Annotated in this window: 11 protein-coding genes; 4 read left to right on the top strand and 7 right to left on the bottom strand. The window is 74.1% G+C overall.

Annotated elements, in window-relative coordinates; genetic code table 11:
• The first annotated feature begins 8 nt into the window (after positions 1 to 8).
• The 3 genes from Cch01nite_RS00770 (at position 9) to Cch01nite_RS00760 (ending at position 3805) form a co-directional block, all read left to right on the top strand.
• Positions 9 to 308 carry an HPr family phosphocarrier protein gene (locus tag Cch01nite_RS00770; protein WP_203747335.1) on the top strand — a complete coding sequence of 100 codons (300 nt, stop codon included), beginning with the start codon at positions 9 to 11 and terminating at the stop codon, positions 306 to 308.
• Positions 305 to 2017 carry a phosphoenolpyruvate--protein phosphotransferase gene (gene ptsP, locus Cch01nite_RS00765; RefSeq protein WP_239069695.1) on the top strand — a complete coding sequence of 571 codons (1713 nt, stop codon included), beginning with the start codon at positions 305 to 307 and terminating at the stop codon, positions 2015 to 2017. Before Cch01nite_RS00770 ends, ptsP begins: the two co-directional genes overlap by 4 nt.
• A gap of 156 nt (positions 2018 to 2173) precedes the next feature.
• Positions 2174 to 3805 (top strand): succinic semialdehyde dehydrogenase, encoded by a 1632-nt coding sequence (locus Cch01nite_RS00760; RefSeq protein WP_203747333.1) that lies wholly within the window; start codon positions 2174 to 2176, stop codon positions 3803 to 3805.
• A 10-nt stretch (positions 3806 to 3815) separates the two neighbouring features.
• On the opposite strand, the gene Cch01nite_RS00755 is transcribed toward Cch01nite_RS00760, so the two are convergent.
• The 7 genes from Cch01nite_RS00755 to Cch01nite_RS00725 form a co-directional block, all read right to left on the bottom strand.
• A complete protein-coding gene (locus tag Cch01nite_RS00755) occupies positions 3816 to 5885 on the bottom strand; it encodes a LuxR family transcriptional regulator (RefSeq protein WP_275407158.1) in 2070 nt (689 codons plus the stop codon).
• A 226-nt stretch (positions 5886 to 6111) separates the two neighbouring features.
• Positions 6112 to 7419, bottom strand: a complete 1308-nt coding sequence (locus tag Cch01nite_RS00750) for an NAD(P)/FAD-dependent oxidoreductase (protein WP_203747330.1) — start codon at positions 7417 to 7419, stop codon at positions 6112 to 6114.
• Between the two features lie 19 nt (positions 7420 to 7438).
• The gene (locus tag Cch01nite_RS00745) at positions 7439 to 9310 is read right to left on the bottom strand and encodes a glycoside hydrolase family 15 protein (RefSeq protein WP_203747329.1); all 1872 of its coding nucleotides are present in this window, start codon (positions 9308 to 9310) and stop codon (positions 7439 to 7441) included.
• A 21-nt stretch (positions 9311 to 9331) separates the two neighbouring features.
• Entirely contained in the window at positions 9332 to 10885 is a 1554-nt protein-coding gene (locus Cch01nite_RS00740; protein ID WP_203747328.1) for a GMC family oxidoreductase, read from the bottom strand.
• Position 10886: 1 nt separating this feature from the next.
• On the bottom strand, positions 10887 to 11654 hold the full coding sequence (locus Cch01nite_RS00735; RefSeq protein ID WP_203747327.1) for an SDR family NAD(P)-dependent oxidoreductase: 768 nt from the start codon (positions 11652 to 11654) through the stop codon (positions 10887 to 10889).
• A complete protein-coding gene (gene cydB, locus Cch01nite_RS00730; RefSeq protein WP_203747326.1) occupies positions 11651 to 12706 on the bottom strand; it encodes a cytochrome d ubiquinol oxidase subunit II in 1056 nt (351 codons plus the stop codon). Before cydB ends, Cch01nite_RS00735 begins: the two co-directional genes overlap by 4 nt.
• Before the next feature lie 12 nt (positions 12707 to 12718).
• Complete coding sequence (locus Cch01nite_RS00725) at positions 12719 to 14125, bottom strand: cytochrome ubiquinol oxidase subunit I (protein WP_203747324.1); 1407 nt, start codon at positions 14123 to 14125, stop codon at positions 12719 to 12721.
• A gap of 123 nt (positions 14126 to 14248) precedes the next feature.
• Between Cch01nite_RS00725 and Cch01nite_RS00720 the strand changes: the two genes are divergently transcribed.
• On the top strand, positions 14249 to 15253 hold the full coding sequence (locus tag Cch01nite_RS00720; protein ID WP_203747322.1) for an aldose 1-epimerase family protein: 1005 nt from the start codon (positions 14249 to 14251) through the stop codon (positions 15251 to 15253).
• The last annotated feature ends 33 nt before the right edge of the window (positions 15254 to 15286 follow it).

Below are 15286 nucleotides of genomic sequence, written 5' to 3'. Positions count from 1 at the left end.
GAAGTCCCATGGTCCAGCGCACCGTCGTCGTCGCCTCCCGCGTCGGCCTGCACGCCCGTCCCGCGATGCTGTTCACGCAGGCGGTCGCCGCCAGCGGCGTCCCCGTGACGATCGCCCGCCCGGGCGGCGAGCCCGTGGACGCGGGCAGCATCCTGTTCGTCATGTCCCTCGGCGTGCCGCACGGGGAGGAGGTCACGCTCGCGGCGGACGGCGACGGTGCCGAGGCCGCGCTCGACGACCTCGTCGCGCTGCTCGCCACCGACCTGGACGCGCAGGACGCGCCCGCGGCACCCGGGGGCGGGTCGTGAGCGCCCCCACGGTCGAGCAGCGGGTGCTGCACGGCGTCGGGGTGGGCCGGCGCGGCATCGTCGGGCCCGTGGCGCAGGTGCAGCCCGCGCCGCACGTCCCGGCCGACGCCCCGCTCCTGGTGGACGGGGTCCCCGCGGACGCCGAGACGACGCGCGAGGTCGTGGACCGGGCGTTCACGGAGGTCGCCGACGGCCTGCGCGACCAGTCCACGCGCGCCGCCGGCACGGTGCGGGACGTCCTCGCCGCGACTGCCCAGATGGCCGACGACAAGGCGCTGCGCAGCCAGGTGCTCGCGAAGGTCGCCGCGGGCGAGCCCGTGGTCGGCGCCGTCGACGGCGTCGTCGAGATGTTCGCGACGATGTTCGAGCAGGCCGGCGGCTACCTCGCCGAGCGCGTCACCGACCTGCGGTCCGTCCGCGACCGCGTCGTCGCCAAGGCCCTCGGCCTGCCGGCGCCCGGCGTGCCCGAGCTGCACCGGCCGTCGGTCGTGGTCGCCAAGGACCTCGCGCCCGCAGACACGGCCGCCCTGGACCTGACGAACGTGCTCGCGATCGTCACCGAGCTCGGCGGTCCCACCGGCCACACCGCGATCATCGCCGGCCAGCTCGGGCTGCCGTGCGTGGTGCGCGTGGGCGGTGCGACCGCGCTCGTCGACGGCACCGAGGTCGCCGTCGACGCGGCCGCCGGGACCGTCACGACCGACCCCGACGAGGCCCAGCGCGCCGAGCTCGACCGCCGGGCAGGCGTGGAGCAGGCGCTCACCGCTGACACCGCACCGGGCGGCACCGCGGACGGCCGGCCCGTCCAGCTGCTCGCGAACATCGGCACCGCCGAGGACGCCGAGCGGGTCGCGGCCGGCGCCGTCGAGGGCGTCGGCCTGTTCCGGACCGAGGTGCTCTTCCTCGAGCGGGCCACCGCACCCGGCGAGGAGGACCAGGCGGCGGTCTACGCGCGGGCGCTGCAGGCGCTCGGGGGCCGCAAGGTCGTGGTCCGCACGCTCGACGCCGGTGCCGACAAGCCGCTCGCGTTCGCGACGCAGCCCGACGAGGAGAACCCGGCGCTCGGCGTCCGCGGCTACCGGCTGGTCCGCAGCCACCCGGAGCTGCTGGAGACGCAGCTCGCCGCGCTGGGCCGCGCCCAGTCGCACGCCGAGGTCGCACCGTGGGTCATGGCGCCGATGATCGCGACCGCCGCCGAGGCACGGGACTTCGCCGCCCGGGCCCGGGCGCACGGCATCGCGAAGGTCGGCGTGATGATCGAGGTCCCCGCCGCGGCGCTGCGGGCGGGCGAGATCCTCGCCGAGGTGGACTTCGTCTCGCTCGGCACGAACGACCTCGCGCAGTACGCGATGGCCACCGACCGGCTCCGCGGCGAGCTCGCCGACCTGCTCGACCCGTGGCAGCCCGCGGTGCTCGACCTCGTCGACGCGACCGCCCGGGCGGGGGTCCAGGCGCACAAGCCCGTCGGGGTGTGCGGCGAGTCGGCGTCCGACCCGGTGCTCGCGCTCGTGCTCGTCGGGCTGGGTGTCACGAGCCTGTCGATGTCGGCGGGAGCGGTGCCGGCCGTCCGGTTCGCGCTGCGGCACCACACCGCCGCGCAGTGCCACACCATGGCCGCCGCCGCGCTCGCGGCCGAGTCGGCGGTCGCCGCCCGGGCCGCCGTCGTCGGCCTCCTCGTGCCCGAGGTCCGGGACACCCTGGGCCTGTAGGTACCGATCGGCACCTGATCGGCACCCGGAACGGCCCCCGGAACGGCGGTGTCGCGGGGCGGACCCCACACCCCCCGCGGCACCGCTCGGCGGTGGTCGGGTGACTGTCCGGCAGGGTGCGTGGCATCCCCAGGAGGCGCGCGTACCCTGGCGCGCATGGCGCACGACCCCGGACATGCGGAGCTCCACGACCCCGAGACCGACCCGCTCGCGACGTACGTGCTCGAACCTGACGACGTCCGCACCCTCCTGGACCGGGTGGTGGCGTCGCCGGGCGCCGCGACCCACACGTCGCACGCACCGTTCACCGGTGGCCCGATCGCGGCCGTCCCGCTCTCCACGCCCGACGACGTGGCGCGTGCGGCCCGGCGGGCACGCGCGGCGCAGCGGCTGTGGGCGGCTCGCCCCCTGCGGGACCGCATCGCGGTCCTGTCCCGCGTGCACGACCTGGTGCTGGAACGGCAGGGCGAGGTCCTCGACCTCATCCAGCTCGAGGCCGGCAAGGCGCGCGTCTCCGCGTTCGAGGAGGTGTGCGACATCGCGATCGTCGCGCGCCACTACGCGGCCCGTGCGGGCCGGTACCTCGCGCCCCGGCGCGTTCCGGGCCTCATCCCGGGCCTGACGACGACGAAGGTGCTGCGGCACCCGGTCGGCGTCGTCGGCATCGTCGCGCCGTGGAACTTCCCCCTCACGCTCACGCTGGGCGACGTGCTGCCGGCCCTCGTCGCGGGCAACGCCGTCCTGCTGCGCCCCGACCCGCAGACGTCCCTCACGGCGCTGTGGGCGGCCGAGCTGCTGGAGGACGCGGGCCTGCCCGAAGGGCTGCTGCAGGTCGTCGTCGGTGACGGCCCGACGGTGGGCGCCGCCGTCGTCGAGCACGCCGACCACGTGAGCTTCACCGGCTCCACCCGCACCGGCCGGGTCGTCGCCGCCCAGGCGGGCGAGCGGCTCGTGCCCGCGACCCTCGAGCTCGGTGGCAAGAACCCGATGTACGTGGCGTCGGACGTCGACGTCGAGGTCGTCGCCGAGGGGGCCGTGCGTGCCTGCTTCGTGGGCACCGGGCAGGTGTGCGTGAGCATCGAGCGCATCTACGTGCACGAGGACGTCGCCGACGAGTTCCTCGACGCGTTCGCCCGGCGCGCCCGCGGGTTGCGGCTGGGTGCCGGGCTCGACTACCGCTCCGACGTCGGCTCGCTCACGTCCGCCGCGCAGCTCGCGACGGTCGTCGAGCACGTCGAGGACGCGATCGGGCACGGCGCGACGGTGCTCACCGGCGGCGTGCACCGGACGGACCTCGGGCCGTGGTTCTACGAGCCGACAATCCTCACCGACGTGCCGCCCGAGGCGCGGCTGTTCCGCGAGGAGACGTTCGGCCCGGTCGTGGCCGTGTACCGGGTCGCGTCGGACGACGAGGCCGTCGCCGCGATGAACGACAGCGAGTTCGGTCTGAACGCGAGCATCTGGACCGCCGACACGCGCCGCGGCGCCGCGCTCGCCGCGCGGGTCCGGGCCGGGTCCGTCAACGTCAACGAGGGCTACGTGTCGACGTGGGGCTCGATGGGGGCGCCGCAGGGTGGCACGGGCGCGTCGGGGCTCGGGCACCGGCACGGGCGCGAGGGGCTGTGGGAGACGACGCGCCTGCAGACCGTCGCGGTGCAGCACGGCGTGCACGGGCTGCTCGGCGGGCCCGGGGTCGGCCTGCACCGGCTGTTCGACCTCGGCACCGAGACGTGGCCGCGGGTGTACACGCAGGCGCTCCGGGCGATGAAGGCGGCCCGCCTGCCCTGACGGGCGTGGGTCAGGCCCCTCGGGCGGCGAGCGTCTCCCACCGGGCCACCGCCTCGCTGCGCGACGACACGCCGAGCTTGCGGTACGCCGAGATGGCCTGGGTCTTCACGGTGTTCCGCGACACCCCCAGCCGCTCCGCGATGCCCGGGAACGTCAGGTGGGTCGACAGCAGCGGGAGCAGCCGGATCTCGGCGGGTGTGAGGGCGTCCGCCAGCACCGTCGACGCGGCGGCCTCCCGGACCTGGGTGTGCACCGCGGTCACCCGGTCGGGAAGGTCGCCCAGCCCGGGTCGGCGCCGCACGACGTCCTCCGCCTGGCGGACGACCGACGCGGCGGACTGGACGTCGCCGAGGGCGACGAGGGCTCGGGCCGTCTCCACGAGCGCCTGCGTCGAGACGACGGGCAGCGCGTGCGTCAGCAGCGGGCGCAGCGCCAGGGCGTGGCCCAGGTGCGCGAGGGCGTCGTCACGGTCACCGGAGCGCAGCGCGACGCGCGCCGCCCAGGCGTGCACCAGGGCGCTCGACCAGTACGAGTCGTACCGGCCGCCGCGCAGGAGGTCCGTCGCGTCGTGCACGAGTGCGTCGACGGCCGGCCACCGGCGCTGGGCGGCGGCCACGGTCGCGCGCTCGCAGAGCGCGAGAGCCGCGAGCGGCTCGGCGCCGGACGCCGTGGCGAGATCCACCGCCTCGGCGAACAGGGCGTCGGCCCCGTCGAGGTCGCCGTCGAGGAGAGCCGCGAGCCCCTCCGTGTGCCGCATCGTCGCGCGGAACGGGCTCGCCGGCGAGAGACCCTCCCACCCCTCCTGCGCGTCGGCCCGCATCCGGGCGACACCGGCGCGGGCCTCGATCGCGCGCAGGTACGCGAGCGTGCCCTCGACCGTGCTGCCGTCGGGCAGCGTGCCCGGGCGGGCGGCGCGCGTCGCGAGGTCCGACCAGCGCTCGGCGCGCACCGGGTCGCCGACCAGCGCGAACGTGAGCGCGGCGTGCACGGCGACCGCCGGGAACGTGTCGAGGTCGGTCGCCTCCTCGAGCCAGGTCATCCAGCGCCGGACGCGGTCGACCCGCCCGACCGCCCACGTGCGCTGCGCCCACTCCAGGACCAGGCCCGCGAGCAGGGCCTTGTCCCCGCTTCTGTGCGCGTGCTCGATGGCGGCCCCGCCGTCGCCGGCGGCGGCGTACCAGGTCGCGGCGCGACGGTGCAGGTGCGGCACGATCGACGGCTCCCTGCGGTGCAGCTCGGCGAGCAGGAGGTCCCGCAGCAGCGGGTGGCACCGGTAGCGCTCGCCGCCGCGGTCGACCGGCAGCACGACCCCGCGGGCGGCGAGCCGTTCCAGGTCGGCGCCGCTCGACCACGTCGGCAGCACGGCGTCGCACAGCGGGCCCGTCAGCTCGTCCAGGACCGAGCACCGCACCAGCAGGGACGTGTCGCGCAGGGACAGACCCGCGAGCACCTCGGCCCGCAGGTAGTCGCGCATGAACCGGTCGTCGCCGGTGAACACGTCGTGCGGCCCGGGCCGGCGCGACTGCTCGCGCAGCGCCATCGCCGCGAGCGACAGGGCGACCGGCCAGCCCTCGGTCCGCTCGAGCAGGTCGCCCAAGGCCTCGAGGTCGAGCTCCGCCCCCGCACGGGCCAGGAGGTCGGCAGCCTCGTCGACGTCCAGCACGAGGTCGTCGGGCCCGATCTCGAGGAGCTCGCCGTGGACCCGCAGCCGTGCGGTGGCCACGGGCAGCCCTGACCGCGAGGCCAGCCCGACACGGCACGTCGCCGGGAGCTCGTCCACGAGGCCGGTGAGGGCGTCGAGACCACCGGGATCGGTGAGCGCCTGCACCTCGTCGACGAGGAGCGTACGTGCCGGTCCCGCCGCGAGCGTCCGGACCGCCTGCTCGACCGTCGGTGTCCCGGGGTCGGCGGGACCGGCCGCCGCGACGACGGCGGCGAGCAGCCCGCCGGCGTCCGTCCCGGGACGGCACGTGACGCGCACGGCGTCGTCGCCGACCCGGTCCGCCCACTGCGCGAGCACCGTCGACTTGCCGTACCCCGCAGGGGCCACCACGGCCACGACCCGTGCCGAGGACGACATCACGAGGTCGAGCAGCGAGTCCCGCGGGACGACGACGAGGGTCGGACGCGGTGCAGGGGTGCGCCGGAGGGTCGGGGCCGGGGGGTCGGTGGCGGCGAGGGGGCGAGGGGACGAACCGTGCGATTCGTGAGGATTCGCATCCACGTCCTGGACGCTACCCCTGAAGCCCCGGCACAGCACCGCCGCACCGCCCGGGCCCCGGGCGGCTGCCGCGCGTCGGTGCGGGTCAGGTCCTCGGCGCCCCCAGGTCGATGTGCGGGACGTCCTGCGAGTCGTCTCCCCAGGCGATCCGGCGGGGCGTGTCGTGGGACTCGACGGTCGCGGCGTGGTCGCGGTCGAAGTAGTCCCAGGCCCAGCTGAGGAACGCGTCGGTGCGGCTGTGCACGCCGCTGAGCAGCATGGCGTGCACCCCGAGCCAGGCGGCGAACGCGAGCGGGCCGTCGACCTCGTGGCGGTGCGCGCCGACCTCGGCGACGGCGGCGTTGCGGCCGATCATCGCCATGATGCCCTTGTCCTTGTAGTGGAACGGCCGGGTCGCCTCGCCCCGGGTGAGGCGCGCGACGTTCTCGCCGGCCCACCGGCCGGACTGCTGCGCGACCGAGCCGAGCTGCGGGAGCGTCGGCACGCCCTCGCCGGGACCGGACGGGACGTTCGCCACGTCGCCGACGGCCCACACGCCGGGGAAGCCCTCGACCGACAGATCGGGGCGCACGTCGAGGCGTCCGCCGCGGCCGGTGGTCGCGCCGGCGGACTGCACGATCTCGGGTCCCGTCTCGCCGCCCGCCCAGATGACGGTCCGGGTGGGCAGGTGGGTGCCGTCGCTGAGCTCGACGTGGTCGGGGTGGACGGCGTCGACGCCCGTGCCCAGGCGCAGGAGCACCCCGTCGTCGGTCAGCTTGCGGTGCGCGTACTGCTGCGCGCGCTCCGAGAACGGCCCGAGCACGGCGTGGCCGCGGTCGACGAGGTGCACGCGGCCCTCGTCGGGCAGCTTGCCCGCCTTGCGCAGCGCGGTGAACAGCTCGGCGAGGGCGCCGGACACCTCGACACCCGTCGGGCCGCCGCCGACCACCACGATGTCCAGCGCGCCGGGCTCCACCTGCGTCCCGGCCGCCTCGGTGACCAGCGCGCGGTGGTGGCGGCGCAGCCGCTCGGCGTCCGCCACCGAGTAGAGCGGGAAGGTGTGCTCGGCGGCGCCCGGGATCCCGAAGAAGTTCGGGCGGCCGCCGGCGGCGACCACGAGGTGGTCGGCGGTGAGGGTGCGGCCGTCGGCGAGCGTCAGCGACCGGTCGGCGAACGACGCGGCGACGACGTCCTGGACCACCACGTCGACGTCCGCCTCGGCCGCGAAGATCGTGCGCAGGGGCCGGGCGATGTCCTCGGCGGGCAGCTGCGACGTCGCGACCTGGTACAGCAGCGGCTGGAACTGGTGGTAGTCGGCGCGGTCGACGAGCGTGGTCGTGACGGCGTTCTGGCCGAGCGCCTGCGCGGCCGCCACCCCGGCCAGCCCGCCGCCGAGCACGAGCGCGGTGGTCATGACCTCTCCTTCCGGGGACTCACAGGGACATCTCCCGCACCCGCTCCGCGAGGATGATCCGCGCGGCCGCCTCGACGAGCGCCAGGTGGGAGAACGCCTGCGGGACGTTGCCGAGGTGCCGCGCGGCGTCGACCTCGAACTCCTCGGCGTACAGGCCGAACGGGGACGCGATCCGCAGCAGCCGCTCCATGAGGTCGAGCGCCCGCTGCTCCTCCCCGACGACCATGAGCGCGGACACCAGCCAGAACGAGCAGATGACGAACGTGCCCTCCTTCCCGGACATGCCGTCGTCGGTCTCGTCGGTGCGGTACCGCAGGACGAACCCGTTCTCCGTCAGCTCGTCCGCGATCGCGAGCACGCTGGCGTGCAGCCGGGGGTCGTCGCCGGGGAGCAGCCCGAAGTGGGCGGCGAGCAGGGTCGAGGCGTCGAGCGCGTCCGTGTCGTAGTGCTGGCGCAGCACGCCGCGGCCGTCCAGCCCGTGCTCGAGGATGTCGGCCTTGATCTCGTCGGCGGTCGCCGACCAGCCGGCCTCGAGCTCGGGCTCGCCGCGGATGGCGGCGAGCTGCGCGGCGCGGTCCATCGCGACCCAGCACATGATCTTCGACGAGACGTAGTGCTGGGGCTTGCCGCGGGCCTCCCAGATGCCCTGGTCGGGCTCCTTCCAGATCGCCGCGGCGCACGTGGCCTGCGCCTCGACGAGCGGCCAGAGCCGGGCCGGCAGGCGCTCGCTGCGCCGGGTGTGCAGCAGGATCGAGTCGAGCACCGAGCCGTACACGTCGTTCTGCCGCTGGTCGAACGCGCCGTTGCCGATCCGCACGGGCCGGGCGTCCTGGTAGCCCGTGAGCTCGTCACGCGTGCTCTCGGTGAGGTCGCGGCGCCCGTCGATGCCGTACATGATCTGCAGCCCGCCGTCCTCGACGGGTTCGACGTCGGCGACGAACTGCATGAACTCGTCGGCCTCCCAGTCGAGCAGCAGGTAGTGCAGGGCCTGCAGCGTGAACGTCGAGTCGCGGATCCACGTGTAGCGGTAGTCCCAGTTCCGCTCGCCGCCCGGCGTCTCCGGCAGCGACGTGGTGAGCGCCGCGACCGTCGCGCCCGTCGGCATGTACGTCAGGCCCTTGATGACGAGGGCCGACCGCTCGACGTACGGCCGCAGCCGGTGGTCGGGAAGCCGGGCCCGGCCCAGCCAGCGGCGCCAGAACTCCCGCGTCGCGGTGATGCGGGCGGCGGCGTCGGCGGCGTCCCGGGGCCCGTCGAGCGACGCCGACCACGAGAGGGCGACGAACGCGGTGTCGCCCGCGTTCAGCACGTGCCGCCCGCGCACGGAGTCGCCCCCCTCGACGCCGAGCGCGAGGTCGGTGTGCAGCCGCAGGTGCACGTCCCCGACGGTGATGTCCGCCGTGCTGCCGCCGGGTGCGTCGAGCGTCCACGTCCCGCGCGTCCGCCCGTAGTCGAACGCGGGCTCGCACACGAGCTCGATCTCGGCGGACCCGTCGAGGCAGGTCGCGGTCCGCACGAGCAGGTGCTCGGCGTCGTCGTCCGCGGGCGGGCGGGTGTGCGGCGTGGTGGCGTCCTCGCCGGTCCGCGGGCCCATCGTCAGGGCGTCCCGGACCTCGACCCAGCCGGTCGGGGTGTGCCAGGTGGTGACGAGCACGTTCGTGCCCGGGTCGTACGCGCGCGTGCTGGGCACGTTGATGCCGTACGGCGCGAGGCGGAACTCGCCGGCGCCGCGGTCGAGCAGGCTGCCGAAGACGCTCGGGCTGTCGAACCGCGGCACGCACAGCCAGTCGACGGAGCCGTCGGCCGCGACGAGCGCGCCGGTGTGGCAGTTCGAGAGGAACGCGTACTCGGCGATGGGCGGGAAGGGTGAGGCGGGGCTGTTCGAGGTCACGACGTCTCCTGGGTGTGGGTGTCAGCCGAGCCGGGCGAGGAGGTGGTCGCCGACGCGCAGCGCGTTGGCCATCGCGGTGAGCGCCGGGTTCACGGCGCCGATGCTGGGGAAGAAGCTCGTGTCGACGACGTACAGGTTGTCGACCTCGTGCGCGCGGCAGTCGGCGTTCAGCACCGAGGTCGCCGGGTCGGTGCCGAACCGGACCGTGCCCGCCTGGTGGGCGCAGCCCGCCACCGGGATGTCGTTCTTCATGTAGACGTCGCGCGGCACGAGGTGGTGCGGGTGCATGCCGAGGTGGCCGAGGTTGCCCTTGACCCGGGTGTAGAGCTCCTCGAGCGGCTGCCGGTTGTTCGGGGTGTAGCTGAGCACCACCTGGCCCTCGGCGTTCAGGGTGACCCGGTTCTCGGGCTCCGGGAGGTCCTCGGCGGAGAGCCAGAAGTCCACGGCGTGGTCGGCGACGTCCTGGAGCGCGAACATCGGGGCGAGCCGCGCCTCGACGGGCTTCTCGCCCCGGTACATGGGCGCCGACGACTTGCCGACCATCTGCACGTTGCCCATCGGGTAGGGGAACGCGTCGTCGCCGAAGTAGTAGTCGTTGACGCCGAGGGTCTTCTGGAACCGGGTGTCGTTGCGGTCCAGGGAGATCGCGAGGAACGCGCGGCTGTTGTGGAACATGTAGTTGCGGCCGACCTGGTCGGACCCGTTGGCGAGGCCGTGCGGGTGGCGGTCGTTCGCGCTCGCGAGCAGCAGGCGGGCCGAGTTCGCGGCGCCGGCGGAGACGACGACCACGTCGCCTGTGAACCGCTGCTCCTCGCCGTCGACGTCCGCGACGACCGACGTCACGGTGCGGCCCGAGCCGTCCGTCTCGAGCCGGCGCACCTCGGCGTTGCGGACCAGCGTGACGTTGTCGTGCGCCACGGCGGGCCGCACGGCGACGACCTCCGCGTCCGACTTGGCGTGCAGCAGGCACGCGAACCCGTCGCAGGTGGCCGTGCGGATGCACGGGCTGTACGCCGGGTCCGCCTCGTTCAGCATGATGCCCGAGGGGGAGTGGAACGGGTGCAGGCCGAGGGCCGCCAGGTCGTCGAACAGCCGCTGGATCCGTGGCTCGTGCGAGACGGCCGGGTACGGGTAGGGACCGCTCGACGGCGGCTCGGTGGGATCCTCGCCGCGGGCGCCGTGCACCTGGTAGAGCGCCTCGGCCTGGGTGTAGTACGGCTCGAGCTCGTCGTACCGGACCGGCCACGCGGGCGAGAGGCCGCCGTGGTGCTGCAGCTCGCCGAAGTCCTGCTCCCGCAGCCGGTACAGCGCGGCCCCGTAGAACTTCGTCGCGCCGCCCACGTTGTAGTGCACCTGCGGCTGGAACGCGCGGCCCTCGTGGTCGTACCAGGTGTCCTTCGAGACGTAGCGGTTCCTGACGAACACCTCGGTCGCGTCCCAGTTCTCCAGCTCGCGCGGCAGCCAGTCGCCCCGCTCCAGCACGAGGACGCGCTTCCCCGACGGGGCCAGCCGGTGCGCGAGCGTCCCGCCGCCCGCGCCCGACCCGACGATGACGACGTCGTAGTGGTCCGTCATCTCACAGTCCCGGGCTGCTGTGCATGATGCCGCCATCGGCGAAGACCGTCGTGGCGGTCAGGTAGGTGGCGCCCTCGTCGGCGAGGAACGCGACGAGGGCCGCGATCTCGCTCGGCTCGGCCATGCGCCCCAGGGGGATCGCGGCGTCGAGGGTCCGCATCTTCTCGGGGTCGTTCATCGTCGACGTGTTGATCGGGGTCGCGACCGCCCCGGGACCGACGCCGATGACCTGGACGCCCTGCGGCCCGAGCTCGACCCCGGCGGTCCGGGTGAGCATCCGCATGCCGCCCTTGGACAGGCAGTACGGCGTGTTGCCCGGCATCGGCCAGTCCTCGTGCACCGACGTCATGTTGATGATCCGGCCGCCGCCGCCCTGCTTGATCATCTGCTTCGCGGCGAGCTGGGTGCCGAAGAACGCGCTCTTGAGGTTGATCGCCATGACGCGCTCGTACTGCTCCTCGGTGGTGTCGAGGATCGACGTGCGGGTCTCGATGCCGGCGTTGTTCACCATGATGTCGAGCCGCCCGAACGCCTCGACGGTCTTCGCGACGAGCATCTCGAGGTCCGCGACCTTGCTCACGTCCGCGTCGACCCCGATCGCCTTGTCGCCGAGCGCGACGACCTGCTTCTCCAGCAGCTCGGTCGCCTCCGGGTTCGACACGTAGTCGATGACGATGTTCGCGCCCGCCTCGGCGAGGGCGAGCACGACGGCCTTCCCGATGCCGCTGTTGCCTCCGGTGACCACGGCCACCTTCCCGTGCAGGGTCATGTCAGTGCTCCTTCGTCGAGCGGTGCGGGCGGCCCCGGTTCCGGGACCGCGGGGTCGGGCGGCGGCGGGCCGGTGACCCGTCGGCGGAAGACGACGTACGACCAGCCCTGGTAGACGAGGACGATCGGCACGAGGAAGGCGGCGACGACCGTCATGACCTGGAGGGCGTACTGGCCGGACGCCGTGCCGGTGACGGTGAGGGTGTAGGCGGGGTCGGTCGTCGAGACGAGCACGGACGGGTACAGGTTCGTGAAGATCGACACGACCGTCAGGCCGATCCCGACCGCCGTCGCGCCGAACGACCAGCCGTCGCGGTGGGCGCGCAGCAGCAGCGCGGCGACCAGCACCGCGACGAGGGCGGCCACCGGGGGAGCGATGCTGCGCACCGCGGGCGCGTCGGACTGCGCCGGCGTCCAGACGGCGAACGCGACCAGCAGCAGCGCCGTCGGCCACACCGCGAGCGTCGCGACGCGGTGCGACCGGAGCCGGACGTCCCCGGTGGTGCGGAGCACCAGGAACGTCGCCCCGTGCAGCACGCACAGGGCGAGCATCGTGACGCCGACGAGCAGCCCGTACCCCGTGACGACGTCCGCGACGGTGCCGGTGAACTCCTCGTCGGCGTCGACGGGCAGCCCTGCGAGGAGGTTGCCGAGCGCGACGCCGAGCAGCAGCGGGCACAGGGCGCTGCCGACCGTCAGGCACCACGACCAGGTGTGCCGCCAGCGTGCGTCGTCCATGCGACCCCGGAACTCGAACGAGACCCCGCGGGCCATGAGGGCGACGAGCAGCAGCACGACCGCGAGGTACAGCGCGGAGAACCAGGTGGCGTACCAGGACGGGAACGCCGCGAAGATCGCGGCCCCGCCGACGACGAGCCAGACCTCGTTGCCGTCCCAGAACGGGCCGATCGTGTTGATCGCGACCCGCTGCTCGGTGTCGGTGCGCCCGACGACCTTGTGCAGCATCCCGACCCCGAAGTCGAAGCCTTCGAGCACGAAGAAGCCGGTCCACAGGAAGGCGACCACGAGGAACCACACCGTCGGCAGCGTCATCGACGTCCCCCGTCAGAACGTGAGCACCGGGACGCGGGGCTGCCCGTCGTCGCCGGCGTGCTCGGGCTCGTCGGGCTCCAGCTCGAGCCCGCGCCGCGCGAACCGCAGCATGAGGAACACGTTCACCGCGCCGAGCAGCAGGAACACGCCGTAGAAGACGACGAGGCTGAGCACGATCTCGGTGGTGCTGACCGACGGGGACACGCCGTCGGCGGTCCTCATGAGGCCCTGCACGATCCAGGGCTGGCGGCCGTTCTCGGTGAGCATCCAGCCGGCGGTGTTCATGACGAGCGGCGCGACGGCGGCCCAGGTGGCGACCCACAGGAACACCCGCGCGGTCGGCAGCCGGCCCCGCCACCACACCCACACGCCCCACAGCGCGAGCAGCGCCGCGAGCGAGCCGAGGTACGCCATGACCCGCATCGACCAGTACTGCACGAACACGTTCGGCACGTAGCTCCCCGGCCCGAACTCCTCCTGGTACTGGGCGTTCAGCTCGTTCAGCCCCTGCACCGACCCGTTCCAGGTCCCGGTCGCGAGCAGGGACAGCAGGTGCGGGATCTCGATGATCTTCGTCGGGTCCTGGTCGTCGTTCCCGCCGCCGACCTGGAACGCGGAGAACGAGCACGGCCCGCAGTCCGTCCACTGCGCCTCCGCCGCGGAGATCTTCATCGGCTGGTAGGTCGCCTCGATGACGCCGAGGTGGCTCCCGACCCCGAGCGTCAGCAGGATCGCGGGCAGCAGCACGGCCAGCGAGAGCTTTGCGGACCGCGTGAACAGCTCGACGTCACGGCCTCGCCGCAGGTACCAGGCGGACACCGCGAGCATCACGGTCGTCCCGGTGACCGCGGCGGCGAGCAGCACGTGCAGGTAGCCCCACAGGAACACCGGGTTCGTCATCACCGCGCCGATGTCGCTCAGCCGCGGTCGACCGGTCGACGGGTCGACCGTGTACCCGACGGGGTGCTGCATCCACGAGTTCGCGGCCATGATGAACGCCGCGGACCCGGCCGCGCCGAGCGCGACCAGCCACGCCGACAGCAGGTGCACCCGCGGCGGCAGCACCCGCCAGCCGAACACCCACAGCCCAATGAACGTCGACTCCAGGAAGAACGCGGCCAGGCCCTCCATCGCGAGCGGCGCCCCGAACACGTCCCCGACGAACCGGGAGTACGCCGACCAGTTCATGCCGAACTGGAACTCCTGCACGAGCCCGGTCACGACGCCGACGGCGACGTTGATGAGCAGCAACGTGCCGAAGAACCTGGTCAGGCGGCGGTGGTCCGCGTGCCCCGACCGGAACCACAGGGTGTGCAGGACCGCGACGAGGAACGCGAGGCCGATCGTGATCGGCACGAACAGGAAGTGGTAGATGCTCGTCGACGCGAACTGCAGGCGTGCCAGGTCGAGTGCGGACACCCTTGCTCCCGGGAGGTCGCGGGGTCCCGGGCGCGCGTCCTGCGCCCGGCGAGGACCGGCTATCGTCGAGCGTCGCCGCGCCCGTCCGGGGCGGCATCACCCCAGGGGGATGAAACGGAGCGGATGTTGCCAGGAGGTCACCCGACGCCGCGTGGCGGTCACCCGGAGCCGTCGACGACGACGACCCGTCCCGAGGCTGGGCCCGTCGTCGGGCGCACCCCTCCGTCCGGGCGCCAGCACCGCATCACGTGGCGCGACCACGAGGCCGTCGTCACGCAGGTCGGCGCAGGCCTGCGGGAGTGCGTGCTGGACGGCCGGCCCGTCGTGGACGGGTTCGACGTCGACGAGCGTGCGCCCGACGGGCGGGGGCAGGTGCTCGCGCCCTTCCCCAACCGGCTCGCGGGAGGCCGGTACACGTTCGGCGGCCGGACCTGCCAGGTCGCGGTCGACGAGCCGGAGCGCGGGAACGCGATCCACGGCATGGTCCGCTGGCTCGACTGGACCGAGGTCTCGTGGACCGAGCACGACGTGGTACTCGGGTGCGTCCTGCGCCCGCAGCCCGGCTACGCGTGGGAGCTCACGCTGCAGCTCGGCTACCACCTCTCGGCCGAGGGGCTCACCGTCGCGTCGTCGGTGCGGAACACCGGGGTGGAGCCGGCCCCGTTCGGCATGGGCTTCCACCCGTACCTCGGGCTGGGGGTGCCCGTCGACGCCCTCGAGCTCCTCGTGCCGGCTCAGACGCACTTCCCGGTGCCCGCCGACCGCGACGAGCGGCCGACGCCCGTCGACGTCACGGGTTCGCACCTCGACTTCCGCACGCCCCGGGCGGTCGGACCCGAGATCCTCGACACGGTGTTCGGCGAGCTCGCCCGAGGGGACGACGGACGCGCGGTCGTGCACCTCGCCGACCCCGTGGGCGGACAGGGCGTACGCCTGTGGGTCGACGACGCGTTCGGCTACCTCATGGTCTACACGGCGGACGGGGTCGAGCCCGCCGAGCGCCGGCGGCGGTCCGTCGCGATCGAGCCGATGACGTGCCCGCCGCACGCGCTCCGGTCGGGAGCGGACCTCGTGACGCTCGAGCCCGGGGCGACCTGGCGGGGGACGTGGGGGCTGGCGACGGGATGACCGGCGGCGGCGCCGACCGCCCGAGAGGGCCGA

The sequence above is a fragment of the Cellulomonas chitinilytica genome, from assembly GCF_016862675.1.
GTDB classification, from domain to species: Bacteria; Actinomycetota; Actinomycetes; order Actinomycetales; family Cellulomonadaceae; genus Cellulomonas; species Cellulomonas chitinilytica.
This window is presented reverse-complemented; position numbering and strand designations above follow the sequence as displayed.

Coding starts and splice junctions, on each gene's coding strand:
- Cch01nite_RS00770 (WP_203747335.1), top strand. CDS start 9: ATGGTCCAGCGCACCGTCGTCGTCGCCTCCCGCGTCGGCCTGCACGCC.
- Cch01nite_RS00760 (WP_203747333.1), top strand. CDS start 2,174: ATGGCGCACGACCCCGGACATGCGGAGCTCCACGACCCCGAGACCGAC.
- Cch01nite_RS00755 (WP_275407158.1), bottom strand. CDS start 5,885: ATGTCGTCCTCGGCACGGGTCGTGGCCGTGGTGGCCCCTGCGGGGTAC.
- Cch01nite_RS00750 (WP_203747330.1), bottom strand. CDS start 7,419: ATGACCACCGCGCTCGTGCTCGGCGGCGGGCTGGCCGGGGTGGCGGCC.
- Cch01nite_RS00740 (WP_203747328.1), bottom strand. CDS start 10,885: ATGACGGACCACTACGACGTCGTCATCGTCGGGTCGGGCGCGGGCGGC.
- Cch01nite_RS00735 (WP_203747327.1), bottom strand. CDS start 11,654: ATGACCCTGCACGGGAAGGTGGCCGTGGTCACCGGAGGCAACAGCGGC.
- cydB (WP_203747326.1), bottom strand. CDS start 12,706: ATGACGCTGCCGACGGTGTGGTTCCTCGTGGTCGCCTTCCTGTGGACC.
- Cch01nite_RS00720 (WP_203747322.1), top strand. CDS start 14,249: ATGTTGCCAGGAGGTCACCCGACGCCGCGTGGCGGTCACCCGGAGCCG.